Here is a 16902-nt window from a genome sequence, read left to right on the forward strand (position 1 = left end):
TATTGGGCGGCACGCTGGGCCGCCCGAGCGGTCAAGGAGGAACCGTCATGACAGGTATTCATCCGCCCGGAGGCTCGCTCGCCCGCCGTACGCTGCTGAAGGCCGGGGCCGGTGGTCTCGGGCTGGCCGCGCTGGCCGACCTGGCCGCCTGCGGCAAGGACGGCGGCAGTTCGTCGAAGTCGCTGAAGATGCTGTACTTCGGCGAGCAGGCGCAGGCGACCCAGCTGCAGAACCGGTTGCAGCCGCAGATCGCCAAGCTCGATTCGACTATCAAGTTCGAGATCTCCGCGATCAACGGCACCGACTGGAACGACTTCCTGGCCAAGGTGCTGACCCAGATCGCCGCCGGGACCCCGCCGGACATCATCAGCGTCGCCACCGAGGGCCTGCAGCTGATGGCGTCCAAGGAGCTGGCGGTCCCGCTCGACGACTACGTCACCAAGGATCTCGGCGCGCTGAAGGAGTACTTCGCCGACATCCACCCGGCCCTGGTCGAGTCGATGATGTACCAGGGCCACCTGTGGGAGCTCCCGGACAGCTTCAACGCCGGGAACATGTTCTACAGCACGGAGCTCTTCCAGCGCGCCGGCGTCGTACCGCCGAGCGCGGACTGGACCCTCGACGACTTCGAGGCGGCGGCCACCAAGATCGCCAAGTTCAAGGGCATCAACGCCTTCGGCTGGGTGGTCCGGCTGTGGGGCAGCTGGACCTCGTTCATGTACGCGAACAACGCCAACCTGCTCGAGGAGGGCAAGTACGACGGCGGCGACTGGCTGTGGAGCAAGGCGTACGCCGGTGACGCGGCGGCCACCGGCCGCAAGGGCGGCTGGAAGTGGGGCGCACCGACCGCGAACTCCGACGCGACCGTCGAGGCGCTGAACTACATGATCGAGCTGACCAAGAAGGGCCTGTCGCCGTCGCCCGACGTCGGTGGTGGCGGCACGCTGCAGGGCCTGTTCGCGTCGAACCGGATCGGGATGTCGATCGGCGGCGGGTTCTGGGCCGGCGGCCTGACCAACGCCGGGATGAAGAACGGCAGCTTCGACGTCACGATGTTCCCGAAGTGGAAGAGCCAGCGGCACCTGTTCGGCGCCGGCGGGTACGCGATCTTCAAGTCGTCGAAGAAGAAGGACCTGGCCTGGGAGGTCCTGAAGCTGCTGGTGAAGCCGGAGACCTTCGACCTGGTCTTCCCCGGCAACGTGACCACGCCCGGCCGCAAGTCCCTGGTGACGGCCGCGCGGTACGCGAAGACCGGGCCGAAGCACTGGTCGGTCTTCTACGACACGCTGACCAAGCACCCGGACACGGCCCCGATCCCGGCGCCGCCGTACTACAACGCACTCGCGACCGCGCTGAACCAGCGCACCACCCAGGCGATCTCGTCCGGTAACGCGAAGGCTGCGCTCGACGGGTTGCAGTCCGACCTCGAGAAGGCTGCAGGAGCGAGCTGATGACCGCCGTCACCGCGGAGGTGCGCGAAGCCGTCGTGAAGCGGCGCGGTCACCCGTCGTCGCACGGAGAAGCGCGGTTCGGGTTCGCGATGATCGGGCTGTCGGTGCTGTTCGTCGCGATCTTCACCGCGATCCCGATCGTCGCCTCGCTGGGGCTGTCGTTCTTCTCCTGGGACGTCATCTCGACACCGGAGTACGTCGGGCTGAAGAACTACCAGCGGCTGTTCACCGACGGACCGGTGCTCAAGTCGTTCGGCGTGACGCTGGGGATGGCGCTCGCGATCGTCGTACTGCAGCTGACTATCGGGCTCGGGCTCGCCGTCCTGGTCAACCAGCGCAAGCTCGTCTGGGTACGGACGTTGTTCCGTACGGCGTTCTACCTGCCGCTGCTCGCGTCGACGGCGGCCGTGTCGATCTTCATGGGCTACCTGTTCGACTACAAGTTCGGTGTCGTCAACTACTACCTCAGCCTGCTCGGGATCCCGAACGTACCGTGGCTGACCAGCGGTTTCGGGGCGGCCGCGACGATCGTGCTGATCGCGGTGTGGCAGCAGATCGGGTTCACGTTCGTGCTGTTCGTCGCGTCGCTGATGTCGGTGCCCACCGACGTACTGGAGGCCGCGCAGATCGACGGCGCCGGCGCGTTGCGGACGCTGTTCCGGATCAAGATTCCGTTGATCAGCCCAACGATCCTGTTCGCTGCGGTCGTTGCCCTGATCAACGCGATGCAGCTGTTCGACCAGCCGTACATCATGACCAAGGGCGGCCCGGGATCGGCCACCACGACGGTGACGATCTCGATGTACCAGAAGGGCTTCCAGAACCTGCAGTTCGGGTACGGCTCCGCGATCGCGATCGTGCTACTGGTGGCGATCCTGGTCATCACCGGGCTGCAGTTCCTCGCGGCACGAAAGCTGGTGTTCTACCAATGACAGATTCCACCGGAACACTCGCCCGGATCGGCCGGATCGGCGGCATCGCGGTACTGGTGATCGCCGCGATGATTGCCCTCGGCCCGTTGTTGTGGACCGTCACGACCTCGCTGCGGACACCGGCCGAGGCGTTCAGCAACCCGCCGCAGTGGATCCCGCTGCACCCGGACTTCTCCAACTACGCCGCGGTCTTCGACCGGATCCCGATCGGCCGGTTCTTCTTCAACAGTGTGATCGTCACCGGGCTGATCGTGGTCGGCCAGACCATCACCTGCACGTTGTCCGGGTACGCGTTCGCGATGATCAGCTTCCCGGGGCGCTCGGTGATCTTCGGGATCTTCCTGGCCACCATGATGGTGCCGCTGCAGACGATCATCATCCCGGTGTTCGTGATCATCCGGTACCTCGGACTCTCCGACAGCCCGTTGTCGCTGGTGGTCTCCGCACTCGGCAGCGCGTTCGGGACGTTCCTGATGCGGCAGTACTTCATGCAGATGCCTCGCGAGCTCGGCGAGGCCGCCAGGATCGACGGCGCCGGTCATTTCCAGACGTTCCTGATGATCTACGCCAAGATGGCCGGTCCGGCGATCGCGACGCTCGCGATCCTGAACTTCTCCGGCTTCTGGGCGGAGTTCTACCGGCCGCTGATCTTCCTGCAGTCGCAGGACAACTTCACCCTGCCGCTCGGGCTCGTCGGTCTGCAGGGGAACCTCGGCACCGGATCGATCTCGGTCGTGCTGGCCGGCGTCGTACTGGCGATCCTGCCGAGCGTGCTGCTGTTCATCTTCGCCCAGAGATACTTCATCGCAGGCATCACGGCAGGAGCATCCCGGTGACCCAGACCCAGTCCGCAGCCCGATCGGCCGATGCGGTGGCGCACCTGCGCCCCGCGTTCCACCTCCGGCCGCCGCGCGGATACCTCAACGACCCGAACGGGCCGATCGAAGTGGGCGACGACGTACATCTCTATTTCCAGTCGCGGCCCACACTCGATCAGCACGTTCCCGTCGAGTGGGGGCACGCGACTTCGCCCGACTACGTGCGCTGGACGTTGCACCGGCCCGCGATGGCGCCGCGTCCGGGCGGGCCGGACACCGACGGGTGCTGGTCCGGCAACACGGTCCTGGACGACGGACGGGTCCGCGCGTTCTACTCGGGCCACATCGAGACGCACCCGTACCAGTCGGTGCTCACCGCCGTGTCCGACGACGGCGGTGCCTCGTTCGGGCCGCCGCACCAGGTGGTTCCTGATCCGTCCGAGCCCGCGATCATGTTCCGCGATCCCTTCGTCTGGCGGGAGAACGGCACTTGGTGGATGGTCGTCGGCGCCGGGTACGTCGACCGCGGGGCGAGCCTCCCGTCGTACCGGTCGACCGACCTCGAGAACTGGACGTACGCCGGTCCGCTCGCCGAACTGCCCCGTGGCATCGCGGACGGCCACGACACCGGCGCCGCGTGGGAATGCCCGCAGATGCTGACGATCGACGGCCGGCGGATCGCGGTGGTCGCGTCCTGGTCGCCCGAGGGTGGACCCGCTGACGTGCTGTCGTTCGATGTCGACGTACCCGTGGTTCCGCGGCGCGTCGATCACGGGACCAACTTCTACGCCGCATCCGCCTTGCGGGACAGCCGGTTCGGGCCGCTGCTGTTCGGGTGGCTGACCGAAGGACGAGACCGGCCGGCCTGGACGGACGACTGGGCGGGCGTCATCTCGCTGCCTCGAGTCGTCTGGCTCGGACCGGACGGGTCGCTCCGCAGTGCACCCGTGCCGACGGTCGACACACTTCGCGTCGGTGAGGGCTCACGCGCCTTTGGTGCGTCGACGGGTGCTCAGTGCGAGATCGTCGTACCGGAAGGCTCCGGGCAGGTCGTCATCCACTTCAGTGAGCAGGAACGCCTGCTGATCGAACTGGACGCCGACACCCTGACAGTCGACCGCACCCAAGCCAGCCTGGACCGCCACGCCCACGCCGACCGCATGCAGGTCGCAGACGCCTTCGACCCCACATCCAACCGCCCAGCCGCCCGAATCATCCTCGACGGCTCAACCCTGGAGATCTTCACCAGCGCAGGCCGAGCCCTAAGCACCCGCATCTACCCAACCACCCCACCCACCTGGCGGATCCAAGCCCCACCCACCGCCCACCTCTGGCCCCTCGCCAGCTACTCGCCGAACAACTGGTCGTAGTGGGTGGTGAGTGATACGTGGGTGACGCCGTTGAAGACGCCGGGGATCTTGCCGTACGACGTGAGCGCGGTCGAGCGGCCGTTCGCGTGACTCAGCGCGAACTGGTACGCGGCCTGCTTGTCGTGGTCGACGGCGACGAGGAGCGTGCCGCCGCGGGTGCCGCAGCTCTGGGCGACCAGGGACTCGTACGGCGCCCATCCGCCGGTGCGGACCAGCTTCAGGACGGGCTTGGCGCCGGCCGCGATCGGGATGTGCACGGTGTAGAGCGCCCCGGCGGTCGTTGTCATCAGCAACGTGTCGTACGTCGCGGTTTCGCTGATCACCGTCATCGCCTTGAAGCCGCGGAAGCCCGGCAGCGGGCCGAGCGCCTTGAAGCCGGCGCCGACGATCGCGTACCGGTACAGGCTGCCGTTCGTGTTCAGGCCGTACAGGTACGCGTGCCGTGGCTGCGCGACGCTGTAGTTCGATGTGGCGATCGACTTGAAGCTGCTCCAGCCCGCTCCGACCTTCTTGAAGGTCGGCACCGGCGGCTTCGTCTCGTCGTTCGGGATGTACGTCGTGTGCCGGTACAGGTTCCCCGCCTGCAGCAGCAGGCCGTAATAGTAGTACTGGGTCTGCGAGGCGTTGGTCGCGAAGTACCAGGTCGCGTCCGCGCGGGTGCTGACGAACGGGAACGACTGGTAGCTGATGGACCGCGGCGGTGTCGCCGGCGTCGCGTCGATCTCCTGCATGGTGCCCGCGGCGGTCGGCACGCCGACTGCGCTGACGCACGGGTCAGCAGCAGCGGCCTTCGCCGACAGTGGCTGGGCGGTCTTTTCCGGGAAGTACGGCGTCGGGTCGGCCTGGCCGGTGGCGGCCGCCGGCGCCGAAACAGCCGCGGCGCCGAGCAGGCCGGCCCCGGCCAGCGCGAGCGCGAATCGCTGCAGTTTCATCGGAGTCCCCCTCCAAGATTGTCTCGAAGTTCGAGATTCCGCCGACTATAGCCAGGCCTGCGGACATCTGACGAGGGCAGTTGCAGCTACCTGCAACTCCCGCCGCTCAGCTGCGGCTCCGGCGGGAACGAGTCGCCGCGAGGATGCCGATGCCTGCCACGATCAGCGCCAGGGCGGCGAGCAGCAGGCCCGGGCTGACCGAACTGCCGGTGTTCGGCAGTTCGGTCCCAGGCTTCTGCGGCGGCGGGGTCGGCCGCCCGGGCTGACGCGGAGTGACCGTCACGGTGACCGTGCTGGTGTTGTCGGTCGGGTCCGGATCCGGAGTGGTCGCTTCGGCCTTCGCTGCGTTCGTCACCGAGGGTCCGCCGTACTGCGCGTCGACCAGGACGTCCAGCACCACCTTCGCCGTCGTACCAGGGTCGATCCGACCGACCGCACAGGCGATCTTCTGACCGTCCGCGGTGCAGTGCTTCGGAGTGGTGGTGAGCCGGAGACCGTTCGCGAGTACGTCGGTGACCGTGACGCCGACCACTGCGGAAGGGCCGGTGTTGTGTACGGCGATGACGTAGCGCAAGGTGTTTCCGGCGATCACCTTCGGCGCCGATGCGGTCTTGTGGAGGCTGAGGTTCGCCGACTGGGTGGTGCGGCCACTGACCTCCGCCTCGTTGTTGGCGATCACCGGGTCCGGCGTGGACGAGCCGACGCGGGCGATGTTCTCCAGCGTGCCGGTGAATCCGGGGACCACTGTCGCGATGATCGTGATCGCGATCGTTGCCCCTTCGGGCAGCAACGCTGTACCGCACTGGACCGTCCCGGCCTCAGGAGCGTCCAGCGCACCGGCGGCAACCGGAGGCAGCAGAGTGCAGGAGCCGCCCGTGGTGCTCACCTTGGTGAGGCCGCGCGGCAGTTCATCGGCGATCGTGACCATGCGGGCGTCGGACGGGCCGTTGTTCTTCACAGTCAGCACGTACTTCACCGTCTGCCCGGAGACCGGTTCGGCCGGAGACATGGTCTTGGTGATCGCCAGGTCCGCCAGCGCCGTCACCGGCGACTCCACGGTTCCGGAGTTGTTCTCCGGGTGCGGATCGGTCGTCGGCGACGTCGCGGTCGCGGTGTTGGTGACGCTCGCGCCGTCGTACCCGGATGCCAGCCGTACGCGCAGCGAGACGATCGCCTGTCCGATCGGCAGGTCACCGAGCTCGCAGCGCACCGCACGTCCCTCGACGGTGCAGCCTCTCGACGCAGAGCTGACCGTGAGCCCAGCGGGCACGGTGTCGGACAGTACTACTGCTCGTGCGGTCGACGGACCGGCGTTGGTGACGACGATCGTGTAGTCGAACGCACTGCCCGGCGTCACCCCGGCCGGGTCGGAGGTCTTCGTGACACTGAGGTCCGCACGGGTCTCGACCGGGGTCGTCACCGTGGAACTGTTGTTGCTCTCGTCCGGGTCACTCACCGGAGAGGTCGCCGTCGCAGTGTTCGTGAGCGACGTTCCCTGGTACGCCGGATCGAGCGCGGCCGTGATGAGTACGGTCGCCGCCTTGCCTGCGGCGATCGTGCCGAGCGCACAGCTCACCGTCTGACCGGTAGTCGTACACGTACCTTGGCTGGGATCCGCCTTCACCAGCGACAGGCTGGTCGACAGGCTGTCCGTTGCGGTGACCGCAGTGGCGTCCGACGGGCCGTGGTTCACCACAGTGAGGCGGTAGGTGACTCCGCCACCGGCCACCACGGTCGACTCGTCGCTGGTCTTGATGACCTCGACGTCGGCGACCTGCTCCACGTCGGTCCTCACCGAGCCGTCGTTGTTCGACGGATCGGGGTCAGCCGTCGCACTGGTCACCGAGCCGGTGTTGGTGATCGCCGTGGTCTGCGAAGCCGCTACCGCGACCCGTAGTACGACGACCGCGTTGCCACCTGCTGCGACCGTTCCCAGCGCACAGGTCACTGTGGAGTTGGCCGTCGTACAGGTGCCGTCCGCACTCGTTGCCTCCAGCACCGACAGCCCCGCCGGCACGGTGTCCGTGACAGACACGCTCTGCGCGGTAGAAGGTCCGGCGTTGCGCACGGTCAACGTGTAGACCGCCTCGCCGCCAGCCACAAGAGGCGACGGCTGCACGGTCTTCACGAGGGACAGGTCGGCGGCCGTGGTCACCGTGGTCTCGACCGAGTCCTTGTTGTTCTGGTCGCTCGGGTCCGGAGTCTGCGAGCTCACGGTCGCGCTGTTGACCAGGGTCCCGGCCGGCTGGTCCGGCGAGACCTTCACCACGATGGTGGCCTGGGCGTCGTCATCGGCTGCCAGCTTGCCGACAGGGCAGCTGACGACCGGCTCCGACACGGCTGGATCCTGCGTGCAGGCGCCACCAGGTCCGGTTCCGCTGACGAACGTCGTACCGGCCGGAAGCGTGTCTGTGATGACCGCGCCGACGGCGTCGGACGGACCGGCGTTGTGCACAGCCAGCGTATAGGTCAGCTCGTTGCCTGCGACAACCGTTGCCGCCGCTGTCTTGGTCACGGACAGGTCCGCCTGGGCCTGAACGGACGGGGTGGTGGTTGAGGTGTTGTCGGACGTGGTCGGGTCGGCCGGCGTCCGCGAGGTCGCCGTGGCCGTGTTGACGAGTTCACCGGGAGCAGTACCAGGTGCAACCGTGCCCTTGATGGTGACCACGAAGCTGTCCCCGGCCGCCAGCGTCGCCGCCAGGCAGCGCACGGAGCCATTGGCCGCGGTGCAGGTCGCTCCACCGGTCGCCGAGGCCGACACCCCAGTCACAGCGTCAGGTACGTCGTCCTCGACGGTGACACCGTGAGCGTCCGACGGACCGGCGTTGTGGACCGTCAGGGTGAAGGTGATCGCCTTTCCGGCCACCACCGGATCCGGCGAGGCGGTCTTGGTGATCGAGATGTTCGCCTGCGCGCCGGTCATCAGCGTGTATGTCGCCGAGTTGTTGTCGTCGACCGGGTCCGGTGTGGGTGAGGAGACGGTCGCGGTGTTGTCGAGCTGGTTGGGCGGAGTGCCGGACGGGACGTTCGCCACCACTGTCACGGTCACCACGTCGCCGGGCGCCACGGTGCCGACAGCACAGGTGACGGTGCCGTCAGCCTCGGTACAGCTGCCACTGGAGGTGGTCGACGAGGCGTACTGCAGTGGGGACGGCACCGGGTCGGTCACCTTCACCGACTGCGCCGCGGACGGCCCGTTGTTCGTCACCGTCAGCGTGTAGGTCACTGGACGACCAGCTTGCACAGGTACGGGCTGAGCGGTCTTCGTGATCGCCAGGTCGGCGCTTGCGGTCAGGTCGTCCGTCGTACGCCCAGTGTTGTTGCTGGTGTCCGGGTCCGACGTGGAGCTCGTTGCCGTAGCGGAGTTCGTGAGTTGCCCGATTGCCTTGGGAGAAACGGTTCCTGTCACTGTGATGGTCGCGGTAGATCCAGCGGTCAGAGTGCCCACAGCGCACTGCACCTGTGCCGAGTCAACCGTGCAAGACCCGGCGGAGCTGTCCGCCGTGACACCTGTCAGCGCACTGGGTACGACGTCCGTCAGCACAACCTTGTGCGCGTCGGAAGGCCCGTCGTTGTGCACAGTGATCCGGTAGGTGATCGGCTCGCCTGCAACGACCGGCTTGGTCAGTGTCTCCTTGGCGACGACCAGGTCGGCCTTAGCCGCACCTGGTGTGACAGTCACCGTGCCGGTATTGTTCGAATCATCCGGATCCGGGGTGTCGCTCGTGACCTTCGCACTGTTCGTCAGCGCACCGCCTTGGTACCCGGCGTCCAGCGTCGCTGCAATCCGTACGTCGACGCTCGACCCGGCTGCCAGCTTGGCGAGCGTGCAGTTGACGTCCTGACCAGCTGTCGAACAGTTGGCCGCGGACTGTACGCCGGTGATCGTGAAGCCGGCCGGTACCGAGTCCCCGACGCGGACCTGCTCTGCGTCGGACGGTCCGTCGTTCTTGATCGCCAGTGTGAACACGACGGACTCACCAGGTGCCGGTTGAGTCGGGGCCACGGACTTCACGAGCGAGAGGTCCGCCGTACGAGTCACATCAGTAGTGACCGACGAGGTGTTGTTGTCCGGGTTCGGGTCCGACGTGGAGGTGGTCACAGTGGCGACGTTGGTCAGGCTGGTCGCGGGACTCGACGAGGCAACACGTACTACCACGGTGATCGTTGCCGTTGACCCAGAGCTGATGGTTCCAACGAGACAAGTTGTCGACGCGCAGGTGCCCTGTGTGGGCGTCGCGGAGACCAGCTCGACGCCGTCGGGCAGCGTGTCGGTGACCGTCACGTCCTGCGCGGCACTCGGACCGTTGTTGCGGGCAACCAGCGTGTAGGTCAGCTCACCGCCTGCGGACACCGGGTCCGGCTTCGCGGTCTTGGTGATCGACACGTCCGCCGACGCCGCGACCGGTGTGTGCACCTCGTCGGTCCGGTACGTGTACTGCTTGTTCAGCGTCTCGGCCGTGTAGTCGAGCAGGCCGACGTTGTCCAGCGTCGTACCGGCCGCGGCCTGGTCCACGGTCATGCGGAACCGGACCGTGCTGCTCTGGTTCTTCTTCAGCCGGCCGCCGTTCGTGGCGTTCGCACCGGTGCCGATCCGGAACCGGACCGTGCGAGACGTGTAGTCCGCCTGGTCGTCACCGACCTGGTCGGTCTTGGCGCCAGAGCCGGCACCCGACACCACACTGAGCGATCCGGGCACGTACGTCGTGTTCGGCGGCAGCTCGTCGCGAACGGTCGACCTGAGCGCGTCGTCGTCACCTGTGTTGCTGAAGCTCAACGTGTATTCGAGGGTGTCGCCAACCTTCGCCGGCTCGTTGCCGGCCAGGTTCCGGACCGTCTTCGTGCCGAGGATGGTCGGCGCGTACAGGTCGATCTGCGTGGTCAGCGCGGCCGGGTAGTACACGTCGCCGGTGCTCGCGAAGGTCAGCTCGGCGCGCGTCGAGTTGTTAGGCAGGATGCCGGCCGCGTCCACGACCTTCGCGTCCATGCCCAGGTTGTTCACGTTCGCCGGGGTCCGGTCGGTGAGGTTCGTGCCGCCGTCGGTGATCCGGCTGCCGTAGAAGTTCGCCGACGGGCTCTGCGCGTCGGCGAGCCTGGTGCCGTTGACTGCGAAGTAGTCACCGGTGATGCCGGCGTCGCCTTCGTACGTGACGCTGCCGAAGCGCGCGTTGACTGCACCGCTCGGCGGCGCGAGGAACCCGGAGATGCTGGTCCGCACCGGCTCGCCACTGCTCACCTTGGCGTACCCGTTGAAGACGCTGAGGTCCCGCAGCGGCTCCTCCGCGGACTGGTACGCGATCACCAGACTCCACCCGGCGTACCGGTCGCCACCGGTCCCGGTCGGCACGTCGGCGCCCCAGTACTCGCCGTTGCCACCCGCTCGCACGAGGTCCGTCACGTCGAGGTACGACGAGTAGTCGTTCTTCGACCCGGTGTTCAGGTAGTCGGTCCGGTTCGCGGTGACCGTCTGGTACGCCGCGTTGCCGGGCAACCGCAGGCGCATCGTCGTACCGTCGTCGCTGGTCCCCGTACCGCCGCTGCCGGCGCCACGGGCAGCGCCCCAGAACAGGCCGGCGTACAGCACCTGAGCACCGGCCGGCAGGGCGACCGTCGCGCCCGAGGAGGACTTGGTGGACGCGTCGGAGTCCAGGTCCACGGGCTCCATCGTCCAGTTGTTGTTGTTCGCGTTGGCGCTCCCGCCGGCCAGCGCCGCGCGACACGTCGGGGACGTCCGGTCGCAGCTCAGCAGGGTGTTGCCGGTGATCCGGACCGCGCCGTTCGTCTGCGCCCCGAAGACCTTCCCGAAGTCCCGCACGGTGTCCGCCCTGGCAGTTGCCGTCAGCACCGTTCCGGACACCACCACGAGCAGCAGAGCAAGCAACAACTGCGCACCCGAGCGGCCATCCGAAGTCCCCGTTTCTGTCAGCGGTCGCCAGGCAGGCATACCACACAACAGATCACAGAGTAACCAATCAACTACTGAATGTCGTACTCATTCGTTGCCGCGGGCCCGCACCGCCGGTCGCGTCGTGCGTTTCTCGATGCTCTTACGGCCCGCCTGCTCGGATGTCAGCGGTACGACGCGGCGCACGAAAACGCCCGGCAGATGGATCGCGTCCGGTACGAGCTCGCCGACCTCGACGACCCGCTCGGCCTCGACGATCGTCAGCCGGCCCGCCATCGCCGCGATCGGATTGAAGTTCCGCGCGGCCGCGTGGAACAGGCAGTTGCCGGCCCGATCCGCGACCGCGGCACGGACCAGCGCGATATCGGTGACGATCGCCTCTTCCAGCACCATGTCCAGGCCCTGGAACGTCCGGATCTCCTTGGGCGGCGACGCGACCGCGACCGTGCCGTCGGGCGCGTACCGCCACGGCAGCCCGCCTTCCGAGACCAGCGTGCCGACCCCGGTCGGCGTGAAGAACGCCCCGAGCCCGGTGCCGCCCGCCCGCAAGCGCTCGGCGAGCGTGCCCTGCGGTGTCAGTTCGAGCGTCAACTCCCCCGCGAGGTACTGCCGCGCGAACTCCTTGTTCTCCCCCACGTACGACGCGATCACCCGGCTGATCCGCCCGCGTTCGAGCAGCAGACCGAGCCCCGCGCCGTCGACACCGCAGTTGTTCGACACCACGGTCAGCTCGCTCGCACCCTGCTCGAGCAACGCCTCGATCAGGAACCACGGAATCCCGGCCAGCCCGAACCCACCGACCGCGAGGCTCGAACCGTCCGCGATGTCCGCCACCGCCTCGGCCGGAGTGGCGACGACCTTGTCAAGACTCATGACCTCGACGGTAGGCCGCTGCGACCCATAGGGAGAAATACTCAGATGCGTTGGATCAAGACTCTGAGAGTATGAATCGCGTGGAGCTCCGTCACCTGCGGTACTTCGTCGCCGTCGCCGAGGAACGGCACTTCGGCCGCGCCGCCGCCCGCCTGCACATGGCGCAGCCGCCGTTGTCGCAGCAGATCCGCCAACTCGAGAGCGAGCTGGGCCTGCAACTGCTCCGCCGTACGACGCGACGCGTGGAGCTCACGCCCGCGGGTGAGTCCTACCTGGTTCGGGCGCGGCAGATCATCGCGGCGGTCTCGTCCGCGGCGGGTGAGGCGCAGCGGGTCGCGGCCGGGTTGCAGGGGCGGTTGGTGATCGGGTGCGTCGGCTCCGCGACGTACAGCCTGCTGCCACAGCTGGTCCGGACGTTGCGCGAGGAGCTTCCCGATGTCGAGGTCGCCGTACAGGGCGAGATGCTCGCGCCCGACCAGGCGCAGGCGCTCGCGGACGGGCGGATCGATCTCGGGCTGCTGCGGCCACCGGTCGATGACGAGTCACTGCGGGTCGACGTACTGCGAGCAGATCCGCTGATCGTCGCCGTACCCGATGGGCATCGCCTGGCCGGCCGACGCCGGGTGCGGCTGAAGGAACTGGCCGACGAGGACTTCGTGATCCATGCGGGTGGCGGTCGTTCGGTGATGCACGACACCGTCCTCGCACGCTGCCGCGAGGCCGGGTTCGAGCCGCGCGTCCGTCACGAGGTAGCCGAAACGTCAACGCTGGTGACGTTCGTCGCGGCCGGGCTAGGCATCGCAATCGTCCCCGCCCCCGTCGCCGAACTCCTCATCCCAGGCGTCACCTACCGCCCACTCACCGGATCCCCAACCATCGAACTAGCAGCCGCCACCCGAACAACCGACGAGGCTCCCCACCTCGAACGCGCACTATCCGTCCTCAAAGGGTTGGTTCAGTAGAAGCTCGGAGAGTGAGGACGACCTCGTTGCGGTGGAGGGTCAGGGAGCCGCCGGCGGCTTCGGCGCAGCGGCGGGCTATGTCCAGGCCCAGGCCGGTGGAGCCTCGGTCGCTGCGGCCGCGTTCGCCGGCGCCCAGGGGGATGCCGGGACCGTTGTCGGCGACAACTATCCGTACGGCGCCGTCCGCGCGGGTCAGCGTGATCCGCGCGGGCGTTCCGTCGGGGGTGTGTGCGACGACGTTCTCCACAAGTGCGTCGAGCGCGGCGCCTAGGTCCTCGCCGGAGGAACGCACTGCCGCCGGCGCGTTCGGCAGGTCCAGCGCGAGCTCCCGGCCCTGGTCCTCGAACAGCGGCTCCCAGAACGCGGCCCGTTGACGCGTCACCTCGACCGCGTCCGAGTGCGGAACGCGACCCTCGCGCTGCGGTCGACGGGCGGCGCTGATCACCGCGGTCAGTGTCCGTTCGAGAGTGTTGACCTGGGTGTTCAGCTCCTCGGCACTCTCCCGGTCCGGCAGCGCCTCGACCTGCAGGCGCAGCGCGGTCAACGGCGTACGCAGGCGGTGCGACAGGTCCGCGACCGCCTCGCGTTCGACCGCGATCACCTCGTCGATCCGGTCCGCGAGCCCGTTCAGTGCGGAGCCGACCTTCGCGACCTCGGCCGGTCCGGTCGTCGGCGCGCGGGCGTCCATATCGCCGAGAGCCAGGCGTTCCGCCGTACTCGCCGTTTCCTCCAACGGGCGCGCGAGGCGCCGGGACACCAGCTCGGCGCCGAGGATGCTGAGCAGTAGGACGACCAGGCTCGCGCCGACGAGAATCAGGATCCGCGGCACCACACCGGCGTACAACTCGTCGCTGGTCAGGTAGAGGCAGACGGTGGCCGCGCCGTCCGGCGTACCGACGCTGACGTCCACCGCGAGACCGCCGCCGACATCGCGGTAGTCCGCGTCACCGATCTTCGGCGGGCCCTTGTCGTCGTGGTCGTCGTCGCCGTACCCGGCCGGCAGGTTCGTCGGCGTCGGCACCCCACCAGGCGGCGGGTCGCCCAGCGTCGTACCGTTCGGCATCCGCACCGAGATCCGGCCCGCGTGGGCCGTCAGGCCGTTCAGGTACGCCGTGATGTCGTCGCTCGTATGGCCCTGGTCGCCGACGTAGTACGCGACGCTCTCCGCCAGGTAGCGCGCCTTGTCCTTGGACTCGTTGGCCGTCGTACTGCGCAACAGAAGCACCAGCGGTACGGCGAACGCGAGCACGACCAACGTGGTCATGCCCACCGACAGCAGCAGGATCCGACGGCGCATGCTCAGCCGTCCACCGCGAGCTTGATCCCGACGCCGCGAACACTGTGCAGGAACCGCGGCGCGGCCGCCGTCTCGCCGAGCTTCCGACGCAACCACGACAGGTGTACGTCGACAGTCCGGTCACCACCGCCCCACGGCAGCCCCCAGACCTCCGCGAGCAGTTCCCGCTTCGTCACCACGGCTCCGGGGCGACGCGACAACGCCAGCAGCAGGTCGAACTCCTTGCGGGTCAGGTCGACCGGCCTACCGTCGACGGTCACCTCCCGGCTCCGCGGATCGATCCGCAACCCGCCGACCTCGACAGTCGAATCCTCCTGCTGGTCCTGCCCGAGCCGCCGCAGTACGGCGCGAATCCGCGCATCCATCTGCGCCGCGCTGAACGGCTTGATCACGTAGTCGTCCGCGCCCGCATCCAGCAGCCGTACGACGCTCGCGTCGTCGTCGCGCGCCGTCGCCACGATCACCGGTACGTCGCTGACCGCCCGCACCATCGCGAGCACGTCCCGCCCGTCCAGATCCGGCAGCCCGAGATCGAGCAGCAACACCTCCGGCCGCTCCCGCGCGACCGCGGCGACCCCGTCCGCGCCAGCCGCGACCGCCGAGACCACATGCCCGGCCGCCGTCAGGGACTTCCCCAACGACAACCGAATCGCATCATCGTCCTCGACCAGCAACACCCGCGCCATGTACCCGAGCGTAACCGCCGCCCCCGCAAGCGAGCCTCAAGCGGGCGTTAAGCGTTCTCCGGAACTTTTTCGTCACCAGGTGACTGTTTCTCACCGGAAAGGCGAGGTGGCTTGAGCCCGGTGGTGCGGAGTTCGAGGGTGGCCAAGGCGGTGACGACCTCGCGGTCGCCGGCACGCCAGGCGGCGACCGGGTCGTCGGAGATCTTCGCGAGTTTGTGCATCGGCTGGTTCGCCATCGCCCGCAGCGCGAACAGGTCCAGATCCGCCGCGTTGTCGATGAACCGCCGCGCCGCCGTGGCCCGCCGCGCGAACCGGATCCGCCGCGGCACCCAGATCAGTACGGCGAACAGCACCGGCAACCCGATCGTCACGCCCGCGAGCACGTACGCCAACTGCTCCACCGCATGTGCCTGATCCCGCCCCGCCTGCGCCAACTTCCCCGCCGCCCCGGCCGCACTGTCGATCGGGGACCGTAGTTCATCCCCCACCGCCGGCACCTTCCCGATCGGCTCGGACATCCGCCGCAGATCCCCCGCGAGCCCGTCCCCGGCCTCCGCCGCCTTCCGCCCCGGCGCCCCCAGCGCATCGGTCGCCCGGTAAACCAGCAGCCCCAGCTCGACACACAGCCAGACCCAGGCCACCAGCATCAAATCCCCAACCACCTGACCGAATCGCCGCGCCCCGACATCGGCATAGAGCTTCACCACAGCTGCCCTTTCGTTGGCCGTGGGACCAGCCTGCCGGGAACCGCGTCACTGCGCCAACGACCCCCGCGCGGCGATCAGCGGAAGGCTTCGGCGTTCGTTCGGGCCCAGGCCGTGAAGTCGACGGCCGGACGCTGCAACAGATCGGTGAGGTCGGGACCGACAGCCGTCTCTGCGGGGGTCGGAGAACCGAAGACCGCGAGCGTGGCGTCCGCGACATCCGCCGGCATCCACTGCACCATTTGCTGCCGGGCCTCCTCCGGAGAGACCTCGACAAAGGCGATGGGCTCACCGAGCGCCGCACCGAGGGATGCCGCGCGCTCGCGCGGTGTGCTGACCGGGCCGGCCAGTTCGTAGGTCTTGCCGGCGTGCCGACCATCCAGGAGCGCCGCGGTCGCGGCTCCGGCGAGGTCCGCCGGGTCGGCGGTCGGAAGCGCGATGTCGGCGTACGGCGCGAACACCGTCCGAAGCTCTCGGACCGACTGCGTCCAGGCGAGCGCGTTCGTGTGGAAGCCGCCGGGACGCAGGATCGTCCACTGCAGGCCCGAACCGGTGACAGCAGCCTCGAGCGCGCGGAACCCGTCGTACGCGTCGAGGTCCGGCCGCGTCCCGGCCGCCACCGAGGACAGCAGCACGATGTGGCGGACTCCCGACGTCTTGGCGACACCGGCAATCGCCTCCGGGTCGAGGCCGGCGCCCGCGCCGTGCACCAGGACGAACAGGGAATCGGCGCCCTCGAACGCCGGGACGAGCGAGTCCGGGTCGGCGAGATCGGCGCGGACCGCAGCCAGGCCGGCGGCGGGCGGCAGCGGCGCCGAGGTGCCTCGCGAGACTGCGGTGACCGTCTCACCGGCGGCGAGCAGGTTGCGGACGAGCGGGCGGCCGATGTTTCCGGTCGCACCTGTCACGACGATCATGGGGATACCTCCGGGTCGTTGTTTCCGACTGACCCGACGCACGCTACTGTCATGG

12 protein-coding genes are annotated in these 16902 nt (G+C 68.3%); 5 read left to right on the forward strand and 7 right to left on the reverse strand.

Annotation, left to right across the window (positions count from 1 at the left end; all coding sequences use genetic code 11):
* Positions 1 to 47 precede the first annotated feature (47 nt).
* The 4 genes from ACWF0M_RS06775 to ACWF0M_RS06790 are packed head-to-tail and all read left to right on the forward strand — an operon-like array spanning position 48 to position 4571.
* Entirely contained in the window at positions 48 to 1451 is a 1404-nt protein-coding gene (locus tag ACWF0M_RS06775) for an ABC transporter substrate-binding protein (RefSeq protein WP_452234644.1), read from the forward strand.
* Complete coding sequence (locus ACWF0M_RS06780; protein ID WP_452234645.1) at positions 1451 to 2383, forward strand: carbohydrate ABC transporter permease; 933 nt, start codon at positions 1451 to 1453, stop codon at positions 2381 to 2383. Before ACWF0M_RS06775 ends, ACWF0M_RS06780 begins: the two co-directional genes overlap by 1 nt.
* Entirely contained in the window at positions 2380 to 3219 is an 840-nt protein-coding gene (locus ACWF0M_RS06785; RefSeq protein ID WP_452234646.1) for a carbohydrate ABC transporter permease, read from the forward strand. Before ACWF0M_RS06780 ends, ACWF0M_RS06785 begins: the two co-directional genes overlap by 4 nt.
* A complete protein-coding gene (locus ACWF0M_RS06790; protein WP_452234647.1) occupies positions 3216 to 4571 on the forward strand; it encodes a glycoside hydrolase family 32 protein in 1356 nt (451 codons plus the stop codon). Before ACWF0M_RS06785 ends, ACWF0M_RS06790 begins: the two co-directional genes overlap by 4 nt.
* On the opposite strand, the gene ACWF0M_RS06795 is transcribed toward ACWF0M_RS06790, so the two are convergent.
* The 3 genes from ACWF0M_RS06795 to ACWF0M_RS06805 all read right to left on the reverse strand — a co-directional run bounded on the left by ACWF0M_RS06795 (position 4547) and on the right by ACWF0M_RS06805 (position 12281).
* Positions 4547 to 5503, reverse strand: a complete 957-nt coding sequence (locus ACWF0M_RS06795) for a hypothetical protein (RefSeq protein ID WP_452234648.1) — start codon at positions 5501 to 5503, stop codon at positions 4547 to 4549. The two genes, ACWF0M_RS06790 and ACWF0M_RS06795, sit on opposite strands and share 25 nt — an antisense overlap.
* A 106-nt stretch (positions 5504 to 5609) precedes the next feature.
* Entirely contained in the window at positions 5610 to 11387 is a 5778-nt protein-coding gene (locus tag ACWF0M_RS06800; RefSeq protein WP_452234649.1) for an LPXTG cell wall anchor domain-containing protein, read from the reverse strand.
* A gap of 108 nt (positions 11388 to 11495) precedes the next feature.
* A complete protein-coding gene (locus ACWF0M_RS06805) occupies positions 11496 to 12281 on the reverse strand; it encodes a CoA transferase subunit A (RefSeq protein WP_452234650.1) in 786 nt (261 codons plus the stop codon).
* An 80-nt stretch (positions 12282 to 12361) separates the two neighbouring features.
* On the opposite strand from ACWF0M_RS06805, the gene ACWF0M_RS06810 reads away from it, so the two are divergent.
* On the forward strand, positions 12362 to 13243 hold the full coding sequence (locus ACWF0M_RS06810; protein WP_452234651.1) for a LysR family transcriptional regulator: 882 nt from the start codon (positions 12362 to 12364) through the stop codon (positions 13241 to 13243).
* Here ACWF0M_RS06810 and ACWF0M_RS06815 read toward each other — a convergent pair.
* The 4 genes from ACWF0M_RS06815 to ACWF0M_RS06830 all read right to left on the reverse strand — a co-directional run bounded on the left by ACWF0M_RS06815 (position 13224) and on the right by ACWF0M_RS06830 (position 16847).
* Complete coding sequence (locus ACWF0M_RS06815; RefSeq protein ID WP_452234652.1) at positions 13224 to 14540, reverse strand: sensor histidine kinase; 1317 nt, start codon at positions 14538 to 14540, stop codon at positions 13224 to 13226. The genes ACWF0M_RS06810 and ACWF0M_RS06815 overlap by 20 nt on opposite strands.
* A 2-nt stretch (positions 14541 to 14542) precedes the next feature.
* Positions 14543 to 15226, reverse strand: a complete 684-nt coding sequence (locus ACWF0M_RS06820; protein ID WP_452234653.1) for a response regulator transcription factor — start codon at positions 15224 to 15226, stop codon at positions 14543 to 14545.
* A 47-nt stretch (positions 15227 to 15273) separates the two neighbouring features.
* Positions 15274 to 15930 carry a hypothetical protein gene (locus ACWF0M_RS06825; RefSeq protein WP_452234654.1) on the reverse strand — a complete coding sequence of 219 codons (657 nt, stop codon included), beginning with the start codon at positions 15928 to 15930 and terminating at the stop codon, positions 15274 to 15276.
* 77 nt (positions 15931 to 16007) lie between these two features.
* Entirely contained in the window at positions 16008 to 16847 is an 840-nt protein-coding gene (locus ACWF0M_RS06830) for an SDR family oxidoreductase (RefSeq protein ID WP_452234655.1), read from the reverse strand.
* Positions 16848 to 16902: the final 55 nt, after the last annotated feature.

It is taken from the genome of Kribbella sp. NPDC055110 (assembly GCF_053607525.1).

Coding starts and splice junctions, on each gene's coding strand:
- ACWF0M_RS06775 (WP_452234644.1), top strand. CDS start 48: ATGACAGGTATTCATCCGCCCGGAGGCTCGCTCGCCCGCCGTACGCTG.
- ACWF0M_RS06780 (WP_452234645.1), top strand. CDS start 1,451: ATGACCGCCGTCACCGCGGAGGTGCGCGAAGCCGTCGTGAAGCGGCGC.
- ACWF0M_RS06785 (WP_452234646.1), top strand. CDS start 2,380: ATGACAGATTCCACCGGAACACTCGCCCGGATCGGCCGGATCGGCGGC.
- ACWF0M_RS06795 (WP_452234648.1), bottom strand. CDS start 5,503: ATGAAACTGCAGCGATTCGCGCTCGCGCTGGCCGGGGCCGGCCTGCTC.
- ACWF0M_RS06805 (WP_452234650.1), bottom strand. CDS start 12,281: ATGAGTCTTGACAAGGTCGTCGCCACTCCGGCCGAGGCGGTGGCGGAC.
- ACWF0M_RS06815 (WP_452234652.1), bottom strand. CDS start 14,540: ATGCGCCGTCGGATCCTGCTGCTGTCGGTGGGCATGACCACGTTGGTC.
- ACWF0M_RS06820 (WP_452234653.1), bottom strand. CDS start 15,226: ATGGCGCGGGTGTTGCTGGTCGAGGACGATGATGCGATTCGGTTGTCG.
- ACWF0M_RS06830 (WP_452234655.1), bottom strand. CDS start 16,847: ATGATCGTCGTGACAGGTGCGACCGGAAACATCGGCCGCCCGCTCGTC.